At 67.9% G+C, this 18,726-nt stretch carries 19 protein-coding genes; 12 read left to right on the top strand and 7 right to left on the bottom strand.

What is annotated here, in order from left to right; all coding sequences use genetic code 11:
* Positions 1-300 precede the first annotated feature (300 nt).
* From DBV14_RS31970 to DBV14_RS31935, 8 genes are all read left to right on the top strand, one after another.
* Complete coding sequence (locus DBV14_RS31970; RefSeq protein WP_124465893.1) at positions 301-1,113, top strand: IclR family transcriptional regulator; 813 nt, start codon at positions 301-303, stop codon at positions 1,111-1,113.
* Positions 1,110-2,120: a tripartite tricarboxylate transporter substrate binding protein gene (locus DBV14_RS31965; RefSeq protein WP_124465890.1), complete on the top strand. Its 1,011-nt coding sequence runs from the start codon at positions 1,110-1,112 to the stop codon at positions 2,118-2,120. Before DBV14_RS31970 ends, DBV14_RS31965 begins: the two co-directional genes overlap by 4 nt.
* Before the next feature lie 22 nt (positions 2,121-2,142).
* A complete protein-coding gene (locus DBV14_RS31960; RefSeq protein ID WP_124465887.1) occupies positions 2,143-3,585 on the top strand; it encodes an aldehyde dehydrogenase family protein in 1,443 nt (480 codons plus the stop codon).
* A 5-nt stretch (positions 3,586-3,590) separates the two neighbouring features.
* Positions 3,591-5,171, top strand: coding sequence for an AMP-binding protein (locus tag DBV14_RS31955; protein WP_124465884.1), 1,581 nt, complete (start codon positions 3,591-3,593; stop codon positions 5,169-5,171).
* A complete protein-coding gene (locus tag DBV14_RS31950) occupies positions 5,168-5,965 on the top strand; it encodes a sulfite exporter TauE/SafE family protein (protein WP_124465881.1) in 798 nt (265 codons plus the stop codon). The genes DBV14_RS31955 and DBV14_RS31950 overlap by 4 nt, the downstream gene beginning before the upstream one ends.
* Before the next feature lie 169 nt (positions 5,966-6,134).
* On the top strand, positions 6,135-8,156 hold the full coding sequence (locus tag DBV14_RS31945; protein WP_124465878.1) for an ATP-binding protein: 2,022 nt from the start codon (positions 6,135-6,137) through the stop codon (positions 8,154-8,156).
* A gap of 21 nt (positions 8,157-8,177) precedes the next feature.
* The gene (locus DBV14_RS31940; RefSeq protein ID WP_124465874.1) at positions 8,178-8,912 is read left to right on the top strand and encodes a response regulator transcription factor; all 735 of its coding nucleotides are present in this window, start codon (positions 8,178-8,180) and stop codon (positions 8,910-8,912) included.
* A 174-nt stretch (positions 8,913-9,086) separates the two neighbouring features.
* Positions 9,087-9,401, top strand: coding sequence for a hypothetical protein (locus DBV14_RS31935; RefSeq protein ID WP_124465871.1), 315 nt, complete (start codon positions 9,087-9,089; stop codon positions 9,399-9,401).
* 71 nt (positions 9,402-9,472) lie between these two features.
* Here the strand turns inward: DBV14_RS31935 and DBV14_RS31930 are convergent, their stop codons facing one another.
* Together DBV14_RS31930 and DBV14_RS31925 are read right to left on the bottom strand one after the other, a co-directional pair.
* Positions 9,473-10,102 (bottom strand): zinc ribbon domain-containing protein, encoded by a 630-nt coding sequence (locus DBV14_RS31930; protein WP_124465868.1) that lies wholly within the window; start codon positions 10,100-10,102, stop codon positions 9,473-9,475.
* Positions 10,103-10,223: 121 nt separating this feature from the next.
* The gene (locus DBV14_RS31925) at positions 10,224-11,066 is read right to left on the bottom strand and encodes an IclR family transcriptional regulator (RefSeq protein ID WP_124465865.1); all 843 of its coding nucleotides are present in this window, start codon (positions 11,064-11,066) and stop codon (positions 10,224-10,226) included.
* A gap of 94 nt (positions 11,067-11,160) precedes the next feature.
* Between DBV14_RS31925 and DBV14_RS31920 the strand changes: the two genes are divergently transcribed.
* Positions 11,161-12,786: a GMC family oxidoreductase gene (locus DBV14_RS31920; RefSeq protein ID WP_124465862.1), complete on the top strand. Its 1,626-nt coding sequence runs from the start codon at positions 11,161-11,163 to the stop codon at positions 12,784-12,786.
* Positions 12,787-12,841: 55 nt separating this feature from the next.
* Positions 12,842-14,155, top strand: a complete 1,314-nt coding sequence (locus tag DBV14_RS31915) for an MFS transporter (protein WP_124465859.1) — start codon at positions 12,842-12,844, stop codon at positions 14,153-14,155.
* Between the two features lie 42 nt (positions 14,156-14,197).
* Here the strand turns inward: DBV14_RS31915 and DBV14_RS31910 are convergent, their stop codons facing one another.
* From DBV14_RS31910 to DBV14_RS31900, 3 genes are read right to left on the bottom strand one after another with little or no spacing between them, the layout of a single operon-like run.
* Positions 14,198-14,857, bottom strand: coding sequence for a DUF6134 family protein (locus DBV14_RS31910; protein WP_124465856.1), 660 nt, complete (start codon positions 14,855-14,857; stop codon positions 14,198-14,200).
* Complete coding sequence (locus tag DBV14_RS31905) at positions 14,857-15,663, bottom strand: DUF1295 domain-containing protein (protein ID WP_124465853.1); 807 nt, start codon at positions 15,661-15,663, stop codon at positions 14,857-14,859. Before DBV14_RS31905 ends, DBV14_RS31910 begins: the two co-directional genes overlap by 1 nt.
* Complete coding sequence (locus DBV14_RS31900; protein WP_124465850.1) at positions 15,660-16,703, bottom strand: cyclopropane-fatty-acyl-phospholipid synthase family protein; 1,044 nt, start codon at positions 16,701-16,703, stop codon at positions 15,660-15,662. Before DBV14_RS31900 ends, DBV14_RS31905 begins: the two co-directional genes overlap by 4 nt.
* A gap of 129 nt (positions 16,704-16,832) precedes the next feature.
* Here DBV14_RS31900 and DBV14_RS31895 point away from each other — a divergent pair, with 129 nt between their 5' ends.
* Together DBV14_RS31895 and DBV14_RS31890 are read left to right on the top strand one after the other, a co-directional pair.
* Positions 16,833-17,138 carry a hypothetical protein gene (locus DBV14_RS31895; protein ID WP_124465847.1) on the top strand — a complete coding sequence of 102 codons (306 nt, stop codon included), beginning with the start codon at positions 16,833-16,835 and terminating at the stop codon, positions 17,136-17,138.
* Between the two features lie 95 nt (positions 17,139-17,233).
* Positions 17,234-17,482, top strand: coding sequence for a DUF1272 domain-containing protein (locus DBV14_RS31890; protein WP_124465844.1), 249 nt, complete (start codon positions 17,234-17,236; stop codon positions 17,480-17,482).
* A 65-nt stretch (positions 17,483-17,547) separates the two neighbouring features.
* Here the strand turns inward: DBV14_RS31890 and map are convergent, their stop codons facing one another.
* Positions 17,548-18,339 carry a type I methionyl aminopeptidase gene (gene map / locus DBV14_RS31885; protein WP_124465841.1) on the bottom strand — a complete coding sequence of 264 codons (792 nt, stop codon included), beginning with the start codon at positions 18,337-18,339 and terminating at the stop codon, positions 17,548-17,550.
* 2 nt (positions 18,340-18,341) lie between these two features.
* Positions 18,342-18,599 carry a ParD-like family protein gene (locus DBV14_RS31880; protein WP_124465838.1) on the bottom strand — a complete coding sequence of 86 codons (258 nt, stop codon included), beginning with the start codon at positions 18,597-18,599 and terminating at the stop codon, positions 18,342-18,344.
* Positions 18,600-18,726 lie beyond the last annotated feature (127 nt).

Genomic DNA, 18,726 nt, shown 5'->3' with positions numbered 1-18,726 from the left:
TGGTGTACCGCTGATCAACGACCACTCTGATGACGCTCACGCGGATGGTGTGCTCTGCGCAGCGAAATAAAGGAGGAGCGAAGCGGGGGACATTCGCGGAGCAGAGCACACCGTCGGCGTGAGCGTCGCCCTGAAGAACCGCAGCGCCCTGAGTGAGCCGAACAGCAGCACCAGCAGCAACCACAAGGCAGGCATACGCAAAGTCTCCTTTCCCCGGTTGACAAAGAACCCCAAGCGTTCATACATTGCGTTTCACATCCGAGAACGACGTTCCAATATTTGGAACAACACAAAGGTCTCATGGACTCCACGCTCGCCAAGGGTCTCGCCGCCATCGAATGGATGACGCGTCAGCAGCGCGACTGCCGCGTCACCGATCTGGCACAGGCCTTCGGCATGGCGCGCAGCAACGCACATCGCACCCTTCAGACTCTTGTCGAATGCGGGTGGGCCGTGCAAGACCCCGCCACCAGCACCTACCGCCCGAGCTTGCGTCTCTTCGAACTTGGCGCGCTCGTGTCGGAAGCCGCCGATGTGGGCGCACTGCTCCGGCCGCACCTCGCACGGCTCGCGCAGGCCACCGGCGAGACCATCCATCTTGCCGTGCTCGACCGCGCCGAAATCGTCTACCTCGACAAATTCGACAGCCCCCTGCCCGTGGCCGCCTACTCGCGCGTCGGTGGCCGGGCAGCAGCTTATTGCGTCGCTTCGGGCAAGGCGCTGCTCGCGGCGGCGTCGCTCGACGTGCCCGCGCTGCGGGAACGGTTGGGCACCCTGGTGGCACATACGAAGAACAGCATCACCGACTTCGATGCCCTCTTCTCTGAACTGGAGCGCACGCGTGCGCGCGGCTACGCCGAGAACCGCGAGGAATGGCGGCTTGGCGTCTGCGGGCTGGGCGTGCCGGTGTTCAACGCGCGCGGCGAGGCCATTGCGGCCGTGGGCATGAGCGTGCCGTCGATCCGCTTTGCGCGGACACAGGCGCGCGGCCTGGCCGACCGCATCACGGCCTGCGCGCGCGACGCCAGCATCACGCTGGGCTACCGTGCCAGCCCCGAGCCCGCCGTGGGGCCGCTCCCGACATCCATCGCAAAGAGAAGGAGACTCGAATGAAGCTGTTGTTCCCCGCACCCTGGCTGCGCACGGCATTGCTGGCCGCTTTTTTTGCCGCGTTTGCGGCCTTGGCCGCACCCCTTGCCGCGCAGGCGCAACCCCCGGCCGGCGATTACCCGAGCAAGCCGATCCGGCTGATCGTGCCCTACCCGCCCGGCGGCGGAACGGACGTGATCGCGCGCATCGTGCAGGAGCGCTTCTCGACACTGCTGGGCCAGCAGGTGCTGATCGACAACCGCGGCGGCGCGGCCGGCTCCATCGGCACCGAGGTGGTGGCCAAGTCGGCGCCCGATGGCTACACGGTGCTGTTCACGCTGTCGTCGCACACCATCAACCCGGCCATCTACAACAAGCTGAGCTTCGACACCGCGAAAGACTTTGCGCCGGTGGGCATGGTGGCGTCGCTGCCGCAGATTCTTGTGGCCAACAACCAGTTCGCGCCGAACACGGTGGCCGAGCTGGTCGCGCTGGCCAAGGCCAAGCCCGACAGCATTTCGTTTGCCTCGGTGGGCAACGGCTCGCCGGGCCACCTGGCGGGCGAGCTGCTCAAGCTGCGCACCGGCACGCAGATGACGCACATTCCCTACCGCGGCGGCGGCCCGGCCGTGACCGACGTGATGGGCGGGCAGGTGCCGCTGCTGTGGGTGTCGATTCCGGCCGCGGCGCAGTTCGTGAAGGCCGGCAAGCTCAAGGCGCTGGCGGTATCGACCACCAAGCGCAGCGCAGCCTTCCCCGACGTGCCGACGATGCAGGAGGCCGGCATTGCCGACTTCGACGTCGACTCCTGGTACGCAGTGTTCGTGCCCGCCAAGACGCCGCAGCCGGCCATCGACAGGCTCAACCGCGTGATCAACACGGTGGTGAAGGAACCCGAGATCCGCGACAAGCTGCTGGCGCAAGGCAGCGAAGGCGTCGGCGGCACGCCCGAGCAGCTCGGCAAGGTCGTGACGACCGAACTCGTGCGCTGGCAGAAGCTCGCCAAGGAAGCCAACATCAAGGTCGATTGATCGATCGATACAGACAGATCCCATGGAACACCCCGCATCCCCCTCTTCCTCTCCCATCGCCGAACTCGTGGCGCGCGCCCGCGCAGCGCAGCGCGTTTATGAAACCTGGTCGCAGGCGCAGGTCGACACCGCGGTGGTGGCGGCCGGCTGGGCCATCATCGAGCCGGCGCGCAACCGCGAGCTGGCCGAGCTGGCGGTGGCCGACACCGGCGTGGGCAACGTCGAAGACAAGGTGCGAAAGAACCATCGCAAGACCTTCGGCCTGCTGCGCGACCTGCACGGCGCGCGCTCGGTCGGCGTGATCGGCGAAGACCCGGCGCGCGGCATCGTCGAGATTGCGCGGCCGGTGGGCGTGGTGTGCGCGGTCACGCCATCGACCAACCCCGGCGCCACGCCGGCCAACAAGATCATCAATGCACTGAAGGGGCGCAACGCGGTCATCGTCGCGCCTTCGCCCAAGGGCTGGTCGACGGCGGCACGGCTCATCGAATTCATCCACCAGCAGTTCGACCGTATCGGCGCGCCGCGCGACCTGGTGCAGTTGCTGCCGCTGCCCATCAACAAGCAGGCCACGGCCGAGCTCATGCGCCTGTGCGACCTGGTGGTGGCCACCGGCTCGCAGGCCAACGTGCGCGCGGCCTATGCGAGCGGCACGCCGGCCTTTGGCGTGGGCGCGGGCAACGTGGCGGGCATCGTCGATGAAACGGCCGACGTCAACGCGGCGGCCGACCGCATCGTGCGCTCCAAGACCTTCGACAACGCGACCAGCTGCTCGTCGGAGAACAGCCTGGTCATCGTCGATGCCGTGCGCGCGCCGATGCTCGCCGCGCTGAAGGACCGTGGCGCCGTCATGCTCGCGGCGCCGCAGAAGGCCACGCTACAGGCGCTGATGTGGCCCGAGGGCAAGCTCTCGGCGGCCGTCATCGGCCAGTCGGCGCGCACCATCGCCGAACGCGCGGCGGCCGTGGACGGCGCCAACCGCGAAGCCTGGCTGGCCATTGCGGCCACCGACCCGCGCATCCTCATGGTGGCCGAGGACGCGGTAGGCCACGACCATCCGTTCTCGGGCGAAAAGCTGAGCCCGGTGCTCGCCGTGTATGCCGCGCGCAATTTCGATGAAGCGGCCGCCACGGTCGAACGCATCTACGCCTACGAAGGCGCGGGCCACTCGGTGGGCCTGCACAGCACGGTGCCCGAACGCGCGCTCACGCTGGGCCTCACGCTGCCGGTGTCGCGCGTGATCGTCGACCAGGCGCATTGCATCGCGACCGGCGGCAGCTTCGACAACGGGCTGCCGTTCTCGCTGTCGATGGGTTGCGGCACCTGGGGCAAGAACAACTTCTCGGACAACATGAACTACCGCCATTACCTGAACATCACGCGCGTGTCGCGTCCGATCCCGGAACAGGTGCCTAGCGAGGAAGAGATCTTCGGAGCCTTCTTCGCGACGCACGGCGCGAAGTGAACGCGATGAACGCGGAGAACACCGTGGGCACGACGACAGGGGCCACGTCCGCGGCGCCGGAAACCGTCCACGCGCTGATCGAGCACCAGGCGCGGTTGCAGCCGCATGCCGTGTACGCCCGCGCGACGGAGAACGAGCGCCATCTCGGCTACGGCGAACTGGCGCGCGGTTGCCGCAACGTGGCGGCGGTGCTGCGCAGCCATGGCGCGCGGCCGGGCGACACGGTCTCGGTCGTCATGCCCAACGGGCTGCTGACCTTGCGGCTTCTGCTGGGCGCGATGCATGGCGGCTTCTGCGTGAACCCGGTCAACCTGCTGTCGCAGCCGGAGCAGATGCGCTACGTGCTGGCGCATTCCGACTGCCGCGTGGTCTGCGTCGCGCCTGAATGGGAAGCGCGCGTGCGCGACGTGGTGCAGGCCTTCGACCGGCCGGTGGCGGTGATCGTGGCCGACCCCGAGGGCGATGCGCTGCCGGGTGAAATGGACGGCACGGACGACGCGGACGACACGACGGAATCCGCGGTGCCACCGCCCGCCCCCGGCGACGTCGCCTTGCTGATGTACACCTCGGGCACCACCGGTATGCCCAAGGGCGTGATGCTCACGCAGCGCAACCTCGCGGCCAACGCGCACGCCATCAGCGCCGAGCACGAACTGCGGCCCTCCGACCGCGTGCTGGCGGTGCTGCCGCTGTATCACATCAACGCCTTCACCGTGACCATGCTGGCGCCGCTGGCGCATGGCGGCAGCCTGGCGATGCCGCCGAAATTCTCGGCCGGCCGCTTCTGGGCCCAGGCCACGCACACGCAGTGCAGCTGGATCAACGTGGTGCCCACCATGGTCTCGTACCTGCTCGAAGGGCCCAAGCCGCCGCTGGCACAGACCGTGGCCATCCGCTTCTGCCGTTCGGCCTCGGCCGCGCTGCCGCCGGAACACCATCGCGCCTTCGAGCAGATGTTCGGCATCGGCATCGTCGAGACCATGGGCCTCACCGAAACCGCCGCGCCCTCGTTCTCCAACCCGATGGACCCCGCCGCGCGCAAGCTCGGCTCGGTGGGGCGCGCGTCGGGCTGCATGGCGGGCGTGGTCGATGCGCAGCTGGCGGCCGTGCCCGACGGCACCACCGGCGAGCTGGTGATCCGCGGGCCGAATGTGATGCTCGGCTACTACAAGAACGACGAGGCCACGCGCGCCAGCTTCACGCCCGACGGCTGGCTGCGCACCGGCGACCTGGGCCACCGCGACGAAGACGGCTTTTTCTTCGTCACCGGGCGCATCAAGGAACTGATCATCAAGGGCGGCGAGAACATTGCCCCGCGCGAGATCGACGAGGCGCTGCTGCAGCACCCGGCCGTGCTGGAGGCCGCCGCAGTGGGCGTACCCGACCGCCACTACGGGCAGGAGATCGGCGTGTGCATCGTGCTGCGCGAAGGCTTTGCCTGCACCGAGGAAGAACTGCGCGCCTTCAGCGCCACCGCGCTCGGCCGCTACAAGGCGCCGGGCCATTACCGCTTCGTGACCGACCTGCCGCGCGGCCCCTCCGGAAAGGTGCAGCGCCTGAAGCTGCTGCCGCTGTTCCAGGCATGACGGCGGCCGAGCTCCTGGTGCCGCCGCTGGCGCCGGCGCTGCTGGCATACAGCCTGTGCGTGGTGTTCGCGGCGGGCATCGTGCGCGGCTTTGCGGGCTTCGGCTTCTCGGCCATCACGGTGGCCGGGATGTCGCTGGTGGTGTCGCCCGCGCTGGTGGTGCCCGCGATCTTCGCGCTGGAAATCTTGGCCAGCCTGAGCCAGCTGCGCGGCATTGCGCGCGACGTCGACATGCCCTGGCTCAGCTGGCTGATGCTGGGCAACCTCATCTGCATTCCCATCGGCGTGGCGCTGCTGGCGTGGCTGCCCGAAACGCCGCTGCGCCTGCTCATCGGCGCGCTGCTGATGGCAGCCGCCCTGCTGCTGCGCGGCGGCGCCCACGTGACGCTGGTGCCCACGCGCGGCGTGCGGCTGGCGGCCGGGCTGGCGTCGGGCTTCATCAACGGCGTGGCGGCCATCGGCGGCATCGCGATCGCGGTGCTGCTGAGCACCGCGAAGATGGCGCCGGCCGCGCTGCGCGCCACGCTGATCGCGCTGCTGCTGTTCAGCGACGTGGTGTCGCTGGTGTGCGCCGCGCTCATGCCCTCTTCGGCCCACGGCTCGGGCAACCTGCTGGGACCCGACACGCTCAAGTGGGCGCTGTGGCTGGCGCCCGCGATGCTGGCGGGCATCTGGTACGGACAGCGCTCGTTCAAGGGCGTGTCGCCGGAGCAGTTCCGCAGGCATGTGCTGAACCTGCTGATCGCGCTGGCGACGGTGAGCGTGGTGCGGTCCCTGTTCGGCCTGCTCGGCTGAACCTTGCGCGGCGGCGGCGTGGCGCCTTGGCGCCGCGATCTGCCGCGCCGTGCAGCCTTCTTGCAGCGGTGTGAGAATTGTCAAAATATTGTGAACTGCCGCCGCTGGAGAAGCCCCCATCCCGACCGTTGAACCTGCCCGCCCCGGCTTCTGGCTCCGCTGCATCCTGTTGACACTGCTGTTTCCGTGGCTCGGCCTCGGCGCTTCAGTACAGGCTGCCACGGTGGGCGAATCCGACGGCGTTGCACAGGGCTTCGGCTTCGGGCAAGGCGTCGAGGTCTTGCGCGGTCCGGCCGGCACGCTGCCGGCCAGCGAAGTGCTGGCGGGGCGACACGACGCCGCGTTCGCGCCGGCCGGCGATGCCGCTTCGCTGAAGTGCGCCGCCGGCTTCGAGTGCTGGGCCCGCTTCACCCTGTCGCGCACCGTCGAAGCGCCCGGCGAATGGTGGCTGCGCGTGCGCGCCGTGCGCCCCGGCACGGTGACGCTGCACGGGCCCGATGCCACCGGCGTGCATCCGTCCGGACACGCGCCCCGCCAGTTTCCGCTGAGCTGGCGCTTCGTGAGCTCCGACCTGTTTTTTCCGGTGCAGTTGCCGCCCTCGCCGGCCACCTACTACATGCACCTGCAAGACACGCTGGCCACCGACGGCTTCCAGCTGCTGCAGGACAGCGGCTTCGAGCGCCAGCAGAGGCAGCTCAGCACCTACCTCAGCGTGAGCGCGGGCGCGACCTTCGCGCTGCTGGTGCTCAACCTCGTGTTCTGGAAGTGGCTGCGCGACCCGCTCTTTTTGCACTTCGCGCTGGTCATGCTGGCCGCCTTGCTGCTGCATGGCTGGCAGGTCGTACCATCGATGCGCGAGCCCCAGCAGCTGGCCGGCATGGGCCTGCGCGCCGTGCTGCAGGCGCTGTTCCAGGCATCGACCGCGCTGTTCGTCTCGCGCCTGTTCGAGTTCAGGCACCACCTGCCCCGCGCCGCGCGAACGGCCAGCGCCTTCGTGGTGCTGAACCTGCTGAACGCGGCACTGGCGCTGGCCGGCCACCACGCAGCCATCGAGCCATGGATGGCGGTGCTGGAACTCTCGGCGCTGGTCGGCACCATCGGCGTGGCCGGCTGGCTGCTGTTCGTCAAGCGCCAATGGCAGTTTGCGTGGCCGGCCGCGCTGATGCTGCTGCTCGCCGTGTCGAGCCTGCTCGCGCGCCTGCGATGGATGGGCCTGATGGAAGTCGGCCCCGACGAAGGCCTGGGCCCCACATGGACGGCCGTGCGGCTGGCCTACATGCTGCTGCTCGCCATCATCGTGGCCGACCGCACCCGCCGCGCCGAAACCCAGTTGCGCCAGACCCGGCGCCGCGCGCTGGACGACGCGCAACGCGCCGAGCGAATGCTCGAAGAGAAGGTGCAGCAGCGCACCCTGGAACTGTTTCGCAGCAACGCCTTGCTGGCCGAGGAAATCGGCCGGCGCCGGCAGGCCGAGGCCAGCCTGGAAGCCGCGCTGGCGTCGGAGCGCAAGGCCCTGCAGCAGCAGCGCCAGTTCGTCTCGCTGGTGTCGCACGAGTTCCGCACGCCGCTGGCCGTCATCGATGCGGCCGCGCAATCGATCGGGCTGCCGAAGGTGGAGGTGCAGCCGCGCGTGGCGAAGATCCGCCGCGCCGTGCAGCGGCTGACGCAGCTGGTGGTCAACTGCCTGGCCGAAGACCGGCTGCACGGCGAAAGCGCCCTGCTGAAAGCCGAGGCCACCGACCTGCGCAAGCTGCTCGAAGGGTTGATAGCGCCCTTCGGCCCGATCGAACAGACACGCATACGGCTGCAATTGCCGCACGGCGACGCGTGGGTCCATGGCGACCCCGCGCTGCTCGAGATCGCACTTCACAACCTTCTTCAAAATGCCATCAAGTATTCAGCGCCCGACAGCGACGTCGACATCCGCCTCACCGTGCAGGACCATGTCGCCTGCGTCGACGTGGTGGACCGCGGCGGCGGCATTCCGGTGGAAGAGCGCGGCCGCATCTTCGAGCGCTTCTTTCGCGGCGCCGCCACGCGCAGCGCCAGCGGCACCGGGCTCGGCCTGTTCCTGGGCGCCGAGATTGCGCGCGCGCACAACGGCTCGCTGGTGCTGGTGCGCTCCGATGCCACGGGCTCGGTCTTCCGCTTTCATGTGCCGGTCGTGCCGAGCCCCATTCCGCAACGCTGAAGGCAGCACCGGATGCACCGCATGAACGCGCCCGACACTGCAACGCCGCTGCGCGTGTACGTGGTCGAAGACGACGACGACCTGCGCGAAGACATCGTGCTGCTGCTGGGCAACGCGGGCTTCGACGTGCGCGGCCTGCCCGACGCACCGGCCTTCTACAAGGCGCATGCGCTGGCGCCCTGCGAGGTCGCCGTGCTCGACATCGGGTTGCACGGCGAAGACGGCCTTTCGCTCGCCGCGCAACTGCGCGCGTCGGGCCCCGTAGGCATCGTCATGGCGTCCGCCCGCGGCGCGGTCGAGGAACGCATCGAGGCGCTGCGCCGAGGTGCCGACGTGTACATGGTCAAGCCCGTGCACATCGAGGAACTGGCCGCCACCATCCGCATGCTCGGCAGCCGCGTGCGCGCCGTGATGCAGCCGCAAGCGCCGGCCACGCGGCCGGACGCTGCCGCGGCTGCAGTTGCTCCCGCGCCGGCATGGCGGCTCGCCGAAGGCGACTGGGTGCTGCGCGACCCCGCAGGGCGGCAGCTGAAGCTCACCACCAACGAACGGGCCCTGCTGGCGTCGCTGATGGGCACGGGCGGGCAGGTCGTGAACCGCGACGACCTGCTCCTGGGCGTGGGCGGCGACCTGCGCGAAGCCGACCCCAAGCGGCTCGACGTGATCGTCAGCCGGCTGCGTCGCAAGGCGCGGCAGGCCGGCATGCAACTGCCCCTGCACGTGGTGCGCGGCGCGGGTTACCAGTTCGTTCCCTGACCCTGCGGTGCAACTTGTTGCAACCTATTGAAAGAAAGTGGCGTTGACCCTGGGCCGCCGATCTTTGACAGTCGCAGCCCAGGCGTCGGGCCGTCAATCCTGTTTCTCGACGCAACCTTTGTCGGATGTTTCGAGGAGAGAGATCGGTGAACAGGTTCTATCGAGCGGTGCGGCATGGCCGGCCGTGAAGCCCTGTCCAGGCAGCCCTATGTCGTGCGCATGGAAGGCGAGGCCCTGACACTGCGGGACCGGATGGTGGTGAGCCAGGCCCTGCTGGTGCTGCTGGAAGAAAGCCTTGGCGAACCCGCGCGCGTGGTCGCCTGTTTCCAGGCGTGGTCGAAGCAGCTGGAACCCGATTTCCAGTGGGTCAACGACGCGGAACTGGCGGATGCGCGCGCCTGGCAAAAGGCCTTCGAGCGCGCGAGCAGCGCGGCGCAGAACATGCTGTCTCGGCCGGGGAGCGGGAACTTCGTTTTCGAGCTGGTCTGAGCGCAGGGCGCGGATGCATTCGCGCGGAGTCCACACCGGGTTCGTGCCGGATCGGCGCTGCATGCGCGTGCTCAGGTCCCCAAGGGCTTGATGCGCCAGCCGTCCGGCGCATCGAACGACGCTCCGCACTTCGGCACGGGGCACAAGGCGGCGTCCAGCGGGATCACCGTGCCGCAGTTCGGGCAGGTTCCCTTGGGCATTGCCTCGTAGGCCTGGCGCGCGAGCCAGGCGCGGCCTTCCTCGGTCTTGCGCAAGTCGTCGGCTTCGTGCGCGGCGCGCTCCGTGGCCTGTTCCTGCGCGCGGCGCTGCGTGTAATAGGCGACGGCGCGATCGTTGTCACCCAGCGCTTCCGCGTACGCTTTGGCCCAGACACCGGGTCGTCGCTGCTCGGAAGAAACTTCCGCGAGCGCGAATGCATAGTCTGCGTCCGTTGGTGTAGGGGCGGCGCTCGCGATGCCAGCCGAACCCGGCCTGCCGTAGCCGCCCGACAAGGGTTGCCCGGCAGGTCCGCCGACTGCGTTCACGCCAGCCGCCTGCTTCGACAAATCCTCCAGCACTGCAAGGAAGATGAAGCCGAGAACGGGGCTGACCACAACGCTGATGAAGAACCAGCCGATGCCGTTGCGGCCGCGGTTGGAGGCCCAGATGCCGACTGCCACGCACAGCCCTACCCAGAAAGTGAACCCAGTGAAGATGTCCATTTTTCTCTGACCCTCTATTGATCTCTTGTTCTTTAAAGCGTCCTGTTGCCGAGGCGCTTTGAAGGATTAGAACCCAGCTTTTTTCGCTCCACAGCGGAAGCTGAAGCGCCCCTGAAAACGCTCAGAGCAGCCCGCTCATCTTTTCCGCCGCGGCCTTCAGCGCATCGATGCGCTTCAACGCTTCGTCCATCGACATGCGCGCCGTCGGCGCATGCACCGCCAGCGCGGCGCGCACGGCACCGGCCGCATCGCGCACCGGCACGGCCACCGCGACCAGGCCGGCAATGAACTCCTCGCGGTCGCGCGAGTAGCCGCCCTTGGCGATGGCGTCGCACTCGGCGCGCAGCGCATCGGCCGTAGTAAGGGTATTGGCGGTCATGCGTTCGAGCGGCAGCCTGTCGATCAGCGCGTCGCGCTCTTTCTTCGGCATCAGCGCCAGGAACAGCTTGCCGCTGGCGGTGCAATGCAGCGGCACGTGCGAGCCGACGTCTAGCGTCAGCCGCAGCGGCCATTGCGCCTCGACGCGGTCGAGGTACAGCACCTGCGCGCCATCGAGCGTGGTGAGGTTGCAGGTCTCTCCCACCTGTCGCACCAGCTCCGACAGCACCTCGTGCCGCAGGCCGCGCACCACGCCGTGGTTCAGCGTGTCGAAGGCCAGCTTGCGCAGCGCGGGGCCGACGCTGAAGGAGCGTTCGTCCACGTCGCGCGCCAGGAAGCCCGTGGCCAGCAGCTGCGTGCAGATGCGGTGCGCGGTGCCCTTGGGCAGGCCCAGTTGCGCGGCCAGTTCGGCCAGCGTGAGCGCACGGCCCTCGTTGGCCAGCAGCGCCAGCAGGCGCAGGCTGCGTTCGGCCGAGGAGCCGGAGCCGGGCTCGTCGGCCACGGGGGCCACCGGCGCCACGGAAGAAACATCGGCGGCAGTGGCAACAACAACGGCGGCGGCAGGCGTGCGCGCGGGACGGGGCATGCGGGTAAACCTTTAAAGTGGAACGTTGCGTTCCGAAAATCAATAACCTAGTATGCGACGGAGCGAAGCGATTGTTCCACTCCCGGATTCCCGCATGCCAGATCAAGAGTTCGACTACATCGTGGTTGGCGCCGGTTCAGCCGGCTGCGTGCTGGCCGGCCGGCTGAGCGAAGACCCGTCCACGCGGGTGCTGCTGCTCGAAGCCGGCCCGCCCGACAGGTCGCTCTGGATCCACCTGCCCATCGGCTACGGCAAGACGATGTGGAGCCCCACCTACAACTGGCGCTTCGAGACCGACCCCGACCCGAACATGAACGGCCGGCGCATCTACTGGCCACGCGGCCGCACGCTGGGCGGCTCGAGCGCGATCAACGGGCTGATCTACATCCGCGGCCAGCGCGAGGACTACGACCACTGGGCCGCGCTGGGCAACGCCGGCTGGGGCTACGACGACGTGCTGCCCTACTTCATGAAGTCCGAAGGCAACCAACGCGGCGGCAACGCCTTCCACGGCGGCGACGGGCCGCTGAAGGTGTCGGACATCGCGGCGAAGCACGAGCTCATCGAAGCCTTCATCGATGGTGCGCAGCAGACTGGCGTGCCGCGCACCGAAGACTTCAACGGCGCGGCGCAGGAAGGCGCGGGCTACTACCAGCTGACCACGCACAAGGGCTGGCGATGCAGCACCGCCAAGGCCTACCTGGTACCGGCAAAGCACCGGCCCAACCTGCGCATCGAGACCGATGCCATGGCCGACCAGTTGCTGTTCGACGGGCGCCGCGCCGTCGGCATCCGCTACCGGCAAGGCAACGAAATAAAGACCGCGCGCTGCCGCGCCGAGGTGCTGCTGTCGGCCGGGTCGATCCAGTCGCCGCAGCTGCTGCAGCTGTCGGGCATCGGGCCGCGCGCGCTGCTCGACCGCTTCGGCGTTCCGGTGGTGCACGCGCTGCCCGGCGTGGGCGAAAACCTGCAAGACCATCTGCAGATCCGCCTGGGCTACGAGTGCACGAAACCCATCACCACCAACGACCAACTCAACTCGTGGACGGGCCAGGTCGGCATGGGCATGGAATGGCTGCTGCACCGCACCGGCCCGCTGGCGGTGGGCATCAACCAGGGCGGCTGCTTCATGCGCGCGCTGAAAGATGCCGATGGCCGGCCGGTGGCGGCCACGCCCGACATCCAGTTCCATGTGGCCACCCTCTCGGCCGACATGGCGGGCGGCAAGGTGCACCCGTATTCGGGCTTCACGATGTCGGTGTGCCAGCTGCGGCCCGAGTCGCGCGGGCACATCCGCATCCGCTCGCGCGACGTGGCCGATGCGCCGGAGATGCAGCCCAACTACCTGGCCACCGAGCTCGACCGCGCCACCACCGTGGCCGGCGTGAAGGCGGCGCGCGCCATTGCCGATGCACCGGCCATGCGCCCCTACGTCAAGCGCGAAGTGAAGCCCGGACCCGGCGCCGCGAGCGACGCCGAGTTGCTGGAGTTCTGCCGCAACAACGGCGCCACCATCTTCCACCCCACCGGCACCTGCCGCATGGGCAGCGACCCGCTGGCCGTGGTCGATGCGCGCCTGCGCGTGCACGGCATCGCGGGGCTGCGCGTGATCGATTGCTCGGCAATGCCGACGCTGGTGTCGGGCAACACCAACGCACCCGCCGTGATGATGGCCGAAAAGGCCGTCGACCTCATCCGGGAGGACGCCAGGGATTCCTGAAAAGAAAGGCCCGCAGAGGCCGCCACGACGACAAAACCTCATTGGAGACAAACACATGAGCGCAACCGACGAGAAAGCGATTCGCAGGGTGGTGGTTTCGGCCCTGGTGGGCGCCACCATCGAGTGGTACGACTTCTTCCTGTACGGCGTGGTGGCCGGCATCGTGTTCAGCAAGCTGTACTTTCCGGGCAGCGACCCGGTGGTGTCGGTCCTGCTGGCCTACACCACCTTCGCGGTGGGCTTTGTCACGCGGCCGCTGGGCGGCGTGATCTTCGGCCACTTCGGCGACAAGATCGGGCGCAAGAGCATGCTCATCATCACGCTGATGATCATGGGCGTGGCCACCTTCCTGATCGGGCTGGTGCCCACCTATGCGCAGATCGGCATTGCGGCGCCGGTGCTGCTGCTCCTGCTTCGCATTGCGCAGGGCATCGGCCTGGGCGGCGAATGGGGCGGCGCGGTGCTCATGGCGTATGAATACGCGCCCAAGGAAAAGCGCGGCTTCTATGCCTCGCTGCCGCAGATCGGGCTGGCCATCGGCCTGTGCCTGGCCTCGGGCGTCGTGGCGCTGCTGTCGTCCCTGCTCACCGACGAGCAGTTCATGGCCTGGGGCTGGCGCATCGCGTTTCTCATTTCCGGCGTGATGGTGCTGGTGGGCATGTACATCCGGCTGCACGTGCAGGAAACGCCGGAGTTCGCGGCCGTGAAGGCGCGCAACGCCGAGCTGCGCATTCCGTTCATGGACATGATCCGCCGCTACCCGGGCAACGTGCTGAAGGGCATGGGCGCGCGCTACATCGACGGCGTGTTCTTCAACATCTTCGGCGTGTTCTCCATCAACTACCTCACCAGCACGCTCAAGATAAGCCGCACCGACGCGCTGCTGGGCGTGATGGCCGCGGCGGTGGTGATGATCTTCTTCATTCCCTTTTTCGGCCGGCTCTCGGACAAGATGGGGCGGCCCAAGGTGTACATGTGGGGCTCGATCATTACCGCGGTGTCGGCCTTTCCGGGCTTCTGGCTCATGACGCACAGCGGCGGCAACGTGCTGCTGGTGTGGCTGGCCATCATCGTGCCCTTCGGCATTCTTTATGCGTCGGTGTACGGGCCCGAAGCCGCGCTGTTCTGCGACCTGTTCGACGCCAAGGTGCGCTACACGGGCATCTCTTTCGTCTACCAGTTCTCGGGCATCTTCGCCTCGGGCATCACGCCGATCATCGCGACCGCGCTGCTCAAATCGGGCGGCGGCGAGCCGTGGCAGATCTGCATGTACGTGCTGTTCGCGGGCCTGGTGTCGGCGGCCTGCGCGTGGATGATCGGGCGCAGCCCGTCGCCCGCCGATGCACCGGTGCCCGTGCCTTCGCGCTGACCGGGGCTTGCTGCATCGGGCCCGCTACCCCAGCTACCCCAGTTACTTCAGGCGGTAGCTGAGCTTCCGGTTGCCGCTTACCGTGGAGTCGAGCCCGATCCACTCGCCGCCCTGCTGCGAGTACCAGACGTCGATGGGCTGCGCCGGCGTGGCGATGCGCCAGCGCGTGGCCGCCACGGGCTGGCCTCGCACTTCCACCGTGCCGCTGCCGGCGCGGCTGACCTGCACCGCTTCGAGCTTGCCGTTCTGCGCGTTCAGCAGCTTGTCTTGCGTGCGGATGGAAGGGTTCCAGTAGGCGAAGCTCATCACGCAGCCCTCCACCGACTGCGTGCCCTTGGGCGTGGCCACGGCCAGCGCATTGCCGGCCGTGGCCGCGTCGGCATCGACCTTCTCGCGCGTGCCGTCGTCGTCGGTCTTCGAGACCAGTTGCCGCAGGCAGTCGCCGCGCCAGTGCTCGGTGGCGCTGTGCTGGTAGCGGTAGACCGTCACGCCCAGCAGCTTGACCGCGAACTCCGCCTGGCTGGTCAGCTTGCGCTCGTCGCCCGCCGTGCTGAGCGCGAAGCGGTGCTCGCCGATGGGCGAGTCGTCGAGCAGCACCCGAAAGTTCCATTCGCCGGAGGCCGGGCCCGTGGCCGATGCGACACCGCCCGACAGTGCGGCCAGCAGGGCCAGCACAAGCAGCCCGTGTTCTTTGTTTTTCATCACGCCTTGGACACCTTGGGTTTGTTGCGCACCGGCCCCGGGAGGAAGGCGTTGGTGCGTGCAATGTAGTCGCGGTAGGCGGGCCGGCGCTCGCCGATGTCGCCTTCGAGCATGGCGACGCCCGAGACCGTCAGCAGCAGCCAGGTCATGAGCAGCGGCGACACCACGCTCCAGGTCCCGCTCCAGCCTGCCCCGCCGATGGCGATGAGCCACAGGCCCCACCACACGCAGGCTTCGCCGAAGTAGTTGGGGTGGCGCGTGTAGCGCCACAGGCCACGGTCCATCACCCGCCCTTTGCTTGCGGGGTCGGCCTTGAAGCGGGCCATCTGCGCATCGCCGATGGCCTCGAAGAAGATGCCGAACAGCGCCAGTGCCATGCCCGCGAAGTCGGCCACGCCCAACGGCCGCGGCGACGCCATGCCCACAAGGAACGGCGCCGACACAATCCACGCCAGCACCGCCTGCAGCGCGAACACCAGGTACAGGCTCTTGAACGCGAAGCCGGGCTCGTTGCGCGCGCGAATCGCCTGGTAGCGCCGGTCTTCGCCGTGCCCCCAGTTGCGCGCCGTGATGTAGACGCACAGCCGCACCGCCCAGGCCGTGCCCAGCACCGCCATCCACAGGCCGCGCGGCGTGTGCCCCGGCAGCAGCGAAAAATAGACGAGGCCCGCGCCCACGATGCACAGCGGCCATACGCGGTCGACCAGGCTCGCGTCGTGGCGCGCGAGGCTGGCGAGCCAGGCCAGCACCGCCAGCAGCGCCGTCCAGGCCAGCCCGGCCAGCGCCATGCCCATGGAGCTACTCATGCGCGGCGCTCGAACAGGTAGTGGCTCACCCACCAGCGCTGCCCGTGGTCGAAACCGAACAGCTCGGCCACCGACATGAAGAACAGCCGCCAGCGCGTCCACCACACATTGGCCTCGGCGCCGTAGGTGGCCTGGAACAGCGGGCGCAGCGCGGCACGGCGCTCGTCCATGTTGCGCAGCCAGGCCTCGGCCGTGCGCTGGTAATGGCTGCCTTCCCAGCGCCAGCGGCGCAGCAGGCGCAGGTCGTCCTGGCAATGCAGCGCCAGATCGTCGCTGGGCATCATGCCGCCGGAGAAGAAGTACTTGCTCATCCAGTCGCTGGGGTCGCGCACCTCGAAGGGGTACGGCGCCTCGCGGTGCGCGAACACGTGCATGAAGAAGCGCCCGCCCGGCTTCAGCCAGCGCGCCACGTTCGCAAAGGCCTGCGGCCAGTTGCGCAGGTGCTCGAACATCTCGACCGACACCACGCGGTCGAAGCGCTCGTCGGTGTCGAACACGTTGATGTCGCGGGTCAGCACCCGCACGTTGTGCAAACCCCGCTGCGCCGCCTGCGCCTCGATGTATTCGCGCTGCGAGTTCGAGTTGGACAGCGCCGTGATGCGGCTGCCCGGGTAGTGCTCGGCCATCCACAGCGTCAGCGAGCCCCAGCCGCAGCCCAGCTCCAGCACGTCCTGCCCGTTGACAAGGCCGGCGCGCTCGCACGTGGCCGCCAACGCGGCCGACTCGGCCTCTTCCAGCGTCTGCGTGCCTTCGGGCCAGTAGCAACTGCTGTACTTGCGGTGGTTGCCGAGCACTTCGGCAAAGAACGCGGCCGGCACCTCGTAGTGCTGCTCGTTGGCCTTCTCGGGCAGCGGCGCCAGGTGGGCCGCGCCCATGCGGGCGACAAAGTCCTGCGTCAGCTCGGCCACCGCCAGGGCGTTGCCGGCATGCAACTCGGCCAGCCGCTCCTTCAGCAGCCGGCGGATGCCCTGGCGAACCATGGTGTCTGGGACCAGGCCTTTTTCAACCCAGCGGATGGCGAATGCGATGTCTTGCGGCATGTCCGTTTTCCTCGGTGGAGGCACGTCGATGCGCGTGCCGTCGGCTCATGTACGCGGCGGGATGGGTTTTGGATGAGGCTTCGCCGCAGCGCGCTGCAACCAGCCCTATCTTCTCTTCGCGAACCAGGAATGAGCAAGCAGAACCACGACCCCGACAGCCGCGATGAATACGCAGAAGCCGACGGTTCCCCCCGTCGTCATCAGGCGCCCGCTGTACTTGCCGGCGGGCATCTGCCTGCCGAAAACGGCCAGGCGCAAAAGCATCGAGGCACCGAAAAAGAGAAAGCTCAGCCCCGCGGCCTTCACCGCAACCGGATCGGCTTTTCCCGGCCATCCCGCCAGCCACCAGGCCAGGATGAAAGGGGCCAGGACAAGTATGAAATCCACCACCCGCACACCTTCTCGTTGCGCCGCGAAAAATCGGCCTCGCCGTGAATGTAATCGCCTCGTGGCGACCGCCACCGGCGCCGCGCGGCTCGCCGGCGCGCCTTCGTTTAAGCTCCGCCGACCCAACTTTCCGAGGTTTCGCCATGCTTCAAATGCGCCCCGGGTGCGAGTGCTGCGACCGCGATCTGCCGGCGGATTCAGCCGATGCCCGCATCTGCTCCTTCGAGTGCACGTTCTGCAGCGACTGCGCGACCCGGCGCCTTGCCGGAACGTGCCCGAACTGTGGCGGCGAATTGCTCCCGCGCCCTGCGCGGCCGGCTGCCAAGTTGGAAAAATACCCGGCGTCGACCGCAAGGGTGTTCAAGCCCGAAGGCTGCGCAGCAGCGCCTTGAACCTCACGCCCCCAGACACGAAAGACACGGCAGCGCCGCTGTTTCGGTAGCGCCCCAGCCAAGCATCAAACCGGCGCGTACGCGCCCGTGCCTCCTGGCCAGGCCGTCAGCACCTCATACCCCTCGGGCGTGACGGCCACCATGTGCTCCCACTGCGCCGACAGCGACCTGTCTTTTGTCACGACGGTCCACCCGTCGGCCAATTGCCTGGTTTCGCGTTTGCCGGCATTGAGCATCGGCTCGATGGTGAAGACCATGCCCGGTTGCAGCCTGATCCCTTCGCCGCGCCGCCCGTAGTGCAGCACCTGCAGGTCTTCGTGGTAGACCTGACCGATGCCGTGCCCGCAGTATTCGCGCACCACGCTGAAGTGCTCGCGGTGAGCGACCGACTGGATGGCATGGCCGACATCGCCGAGCGTTGCGCCCGGCTTCACCTGATGGATTCCGGCCAGCATGGCTTCGTAAGTGGTCTCGACGAGGCGACGGGCCAGCACACTAGGTTCTCCGGCGAAGAACATGCGGCTGGTGTCGCCGAACCATCCGTCCTTGATGACGGCAACGTCGATGTTGACGATGTCGCCCTTCTTCAAGATCTTGTCGGGCGAAGGAATGCCATGGCAGACCACCTGGTTGACGGAGGTGAGGATGGTCTTGGGATACCCCAGGTAGCCCACGTTGGCGGGAATGGCGCCCTGCACGTTCACGATGTGGTCGTGGCAGATCTGGTCGAGCCTGTCGGTGCTCACGCCGGGCACGACGTAGGGCTCGATCATGGCCAAAACCTCGGCGGCAAGACGGGCGGCCCGCCGCGCCTTCTCGATGTCCTCGGGGGACTTGATGACGATGTCGGAAGCCATCGTCAGTGCTTGTCTGTCGCGGCCGCGCGGGGCCTCTTGCCAAGCTGGCCGGTGGCAACGACGGCAACGTCGAGCCCGCCCGAGAGTTCGGCCTGTATCAACAGCTGGCAGATTTCGCGGTAGTCCAGCTCCGGGTGCATTTCGGTGAGCATGCCGACCCGCATCCAGTGCTCGGCCTGGGCATTGATGGACCTGCTGAGCGCGTTGCCCGCCACTCGAAGGTTCTCATGCATCAGGTCTGAAATTTTTACGATGCCCATCGGAGGACTCCATATGAAACGTATATGAATTATATACATTGCGTATGGCCTTGGTTCTGAACCTCTTGGACGTCAAGCGAACGCCGGCTTCGAGGTGCACGTTGTCGATTGGAGCGGGGTCATTCTT

It is taken from the genome of Variovorax sp. KBW07 (genome assembly GCF_003852515.1).
Taxonomy (GTDB): Bacteria; Pseudomonadota; Gammaproteobacteria; order Burkholderiales; family Burkholderiaceae_C; genus Variovorax.
Note: the sequence above shows the minus strand (reverse complement) of the source record. Positions and strands in the feature narration are given on the sequence as shown.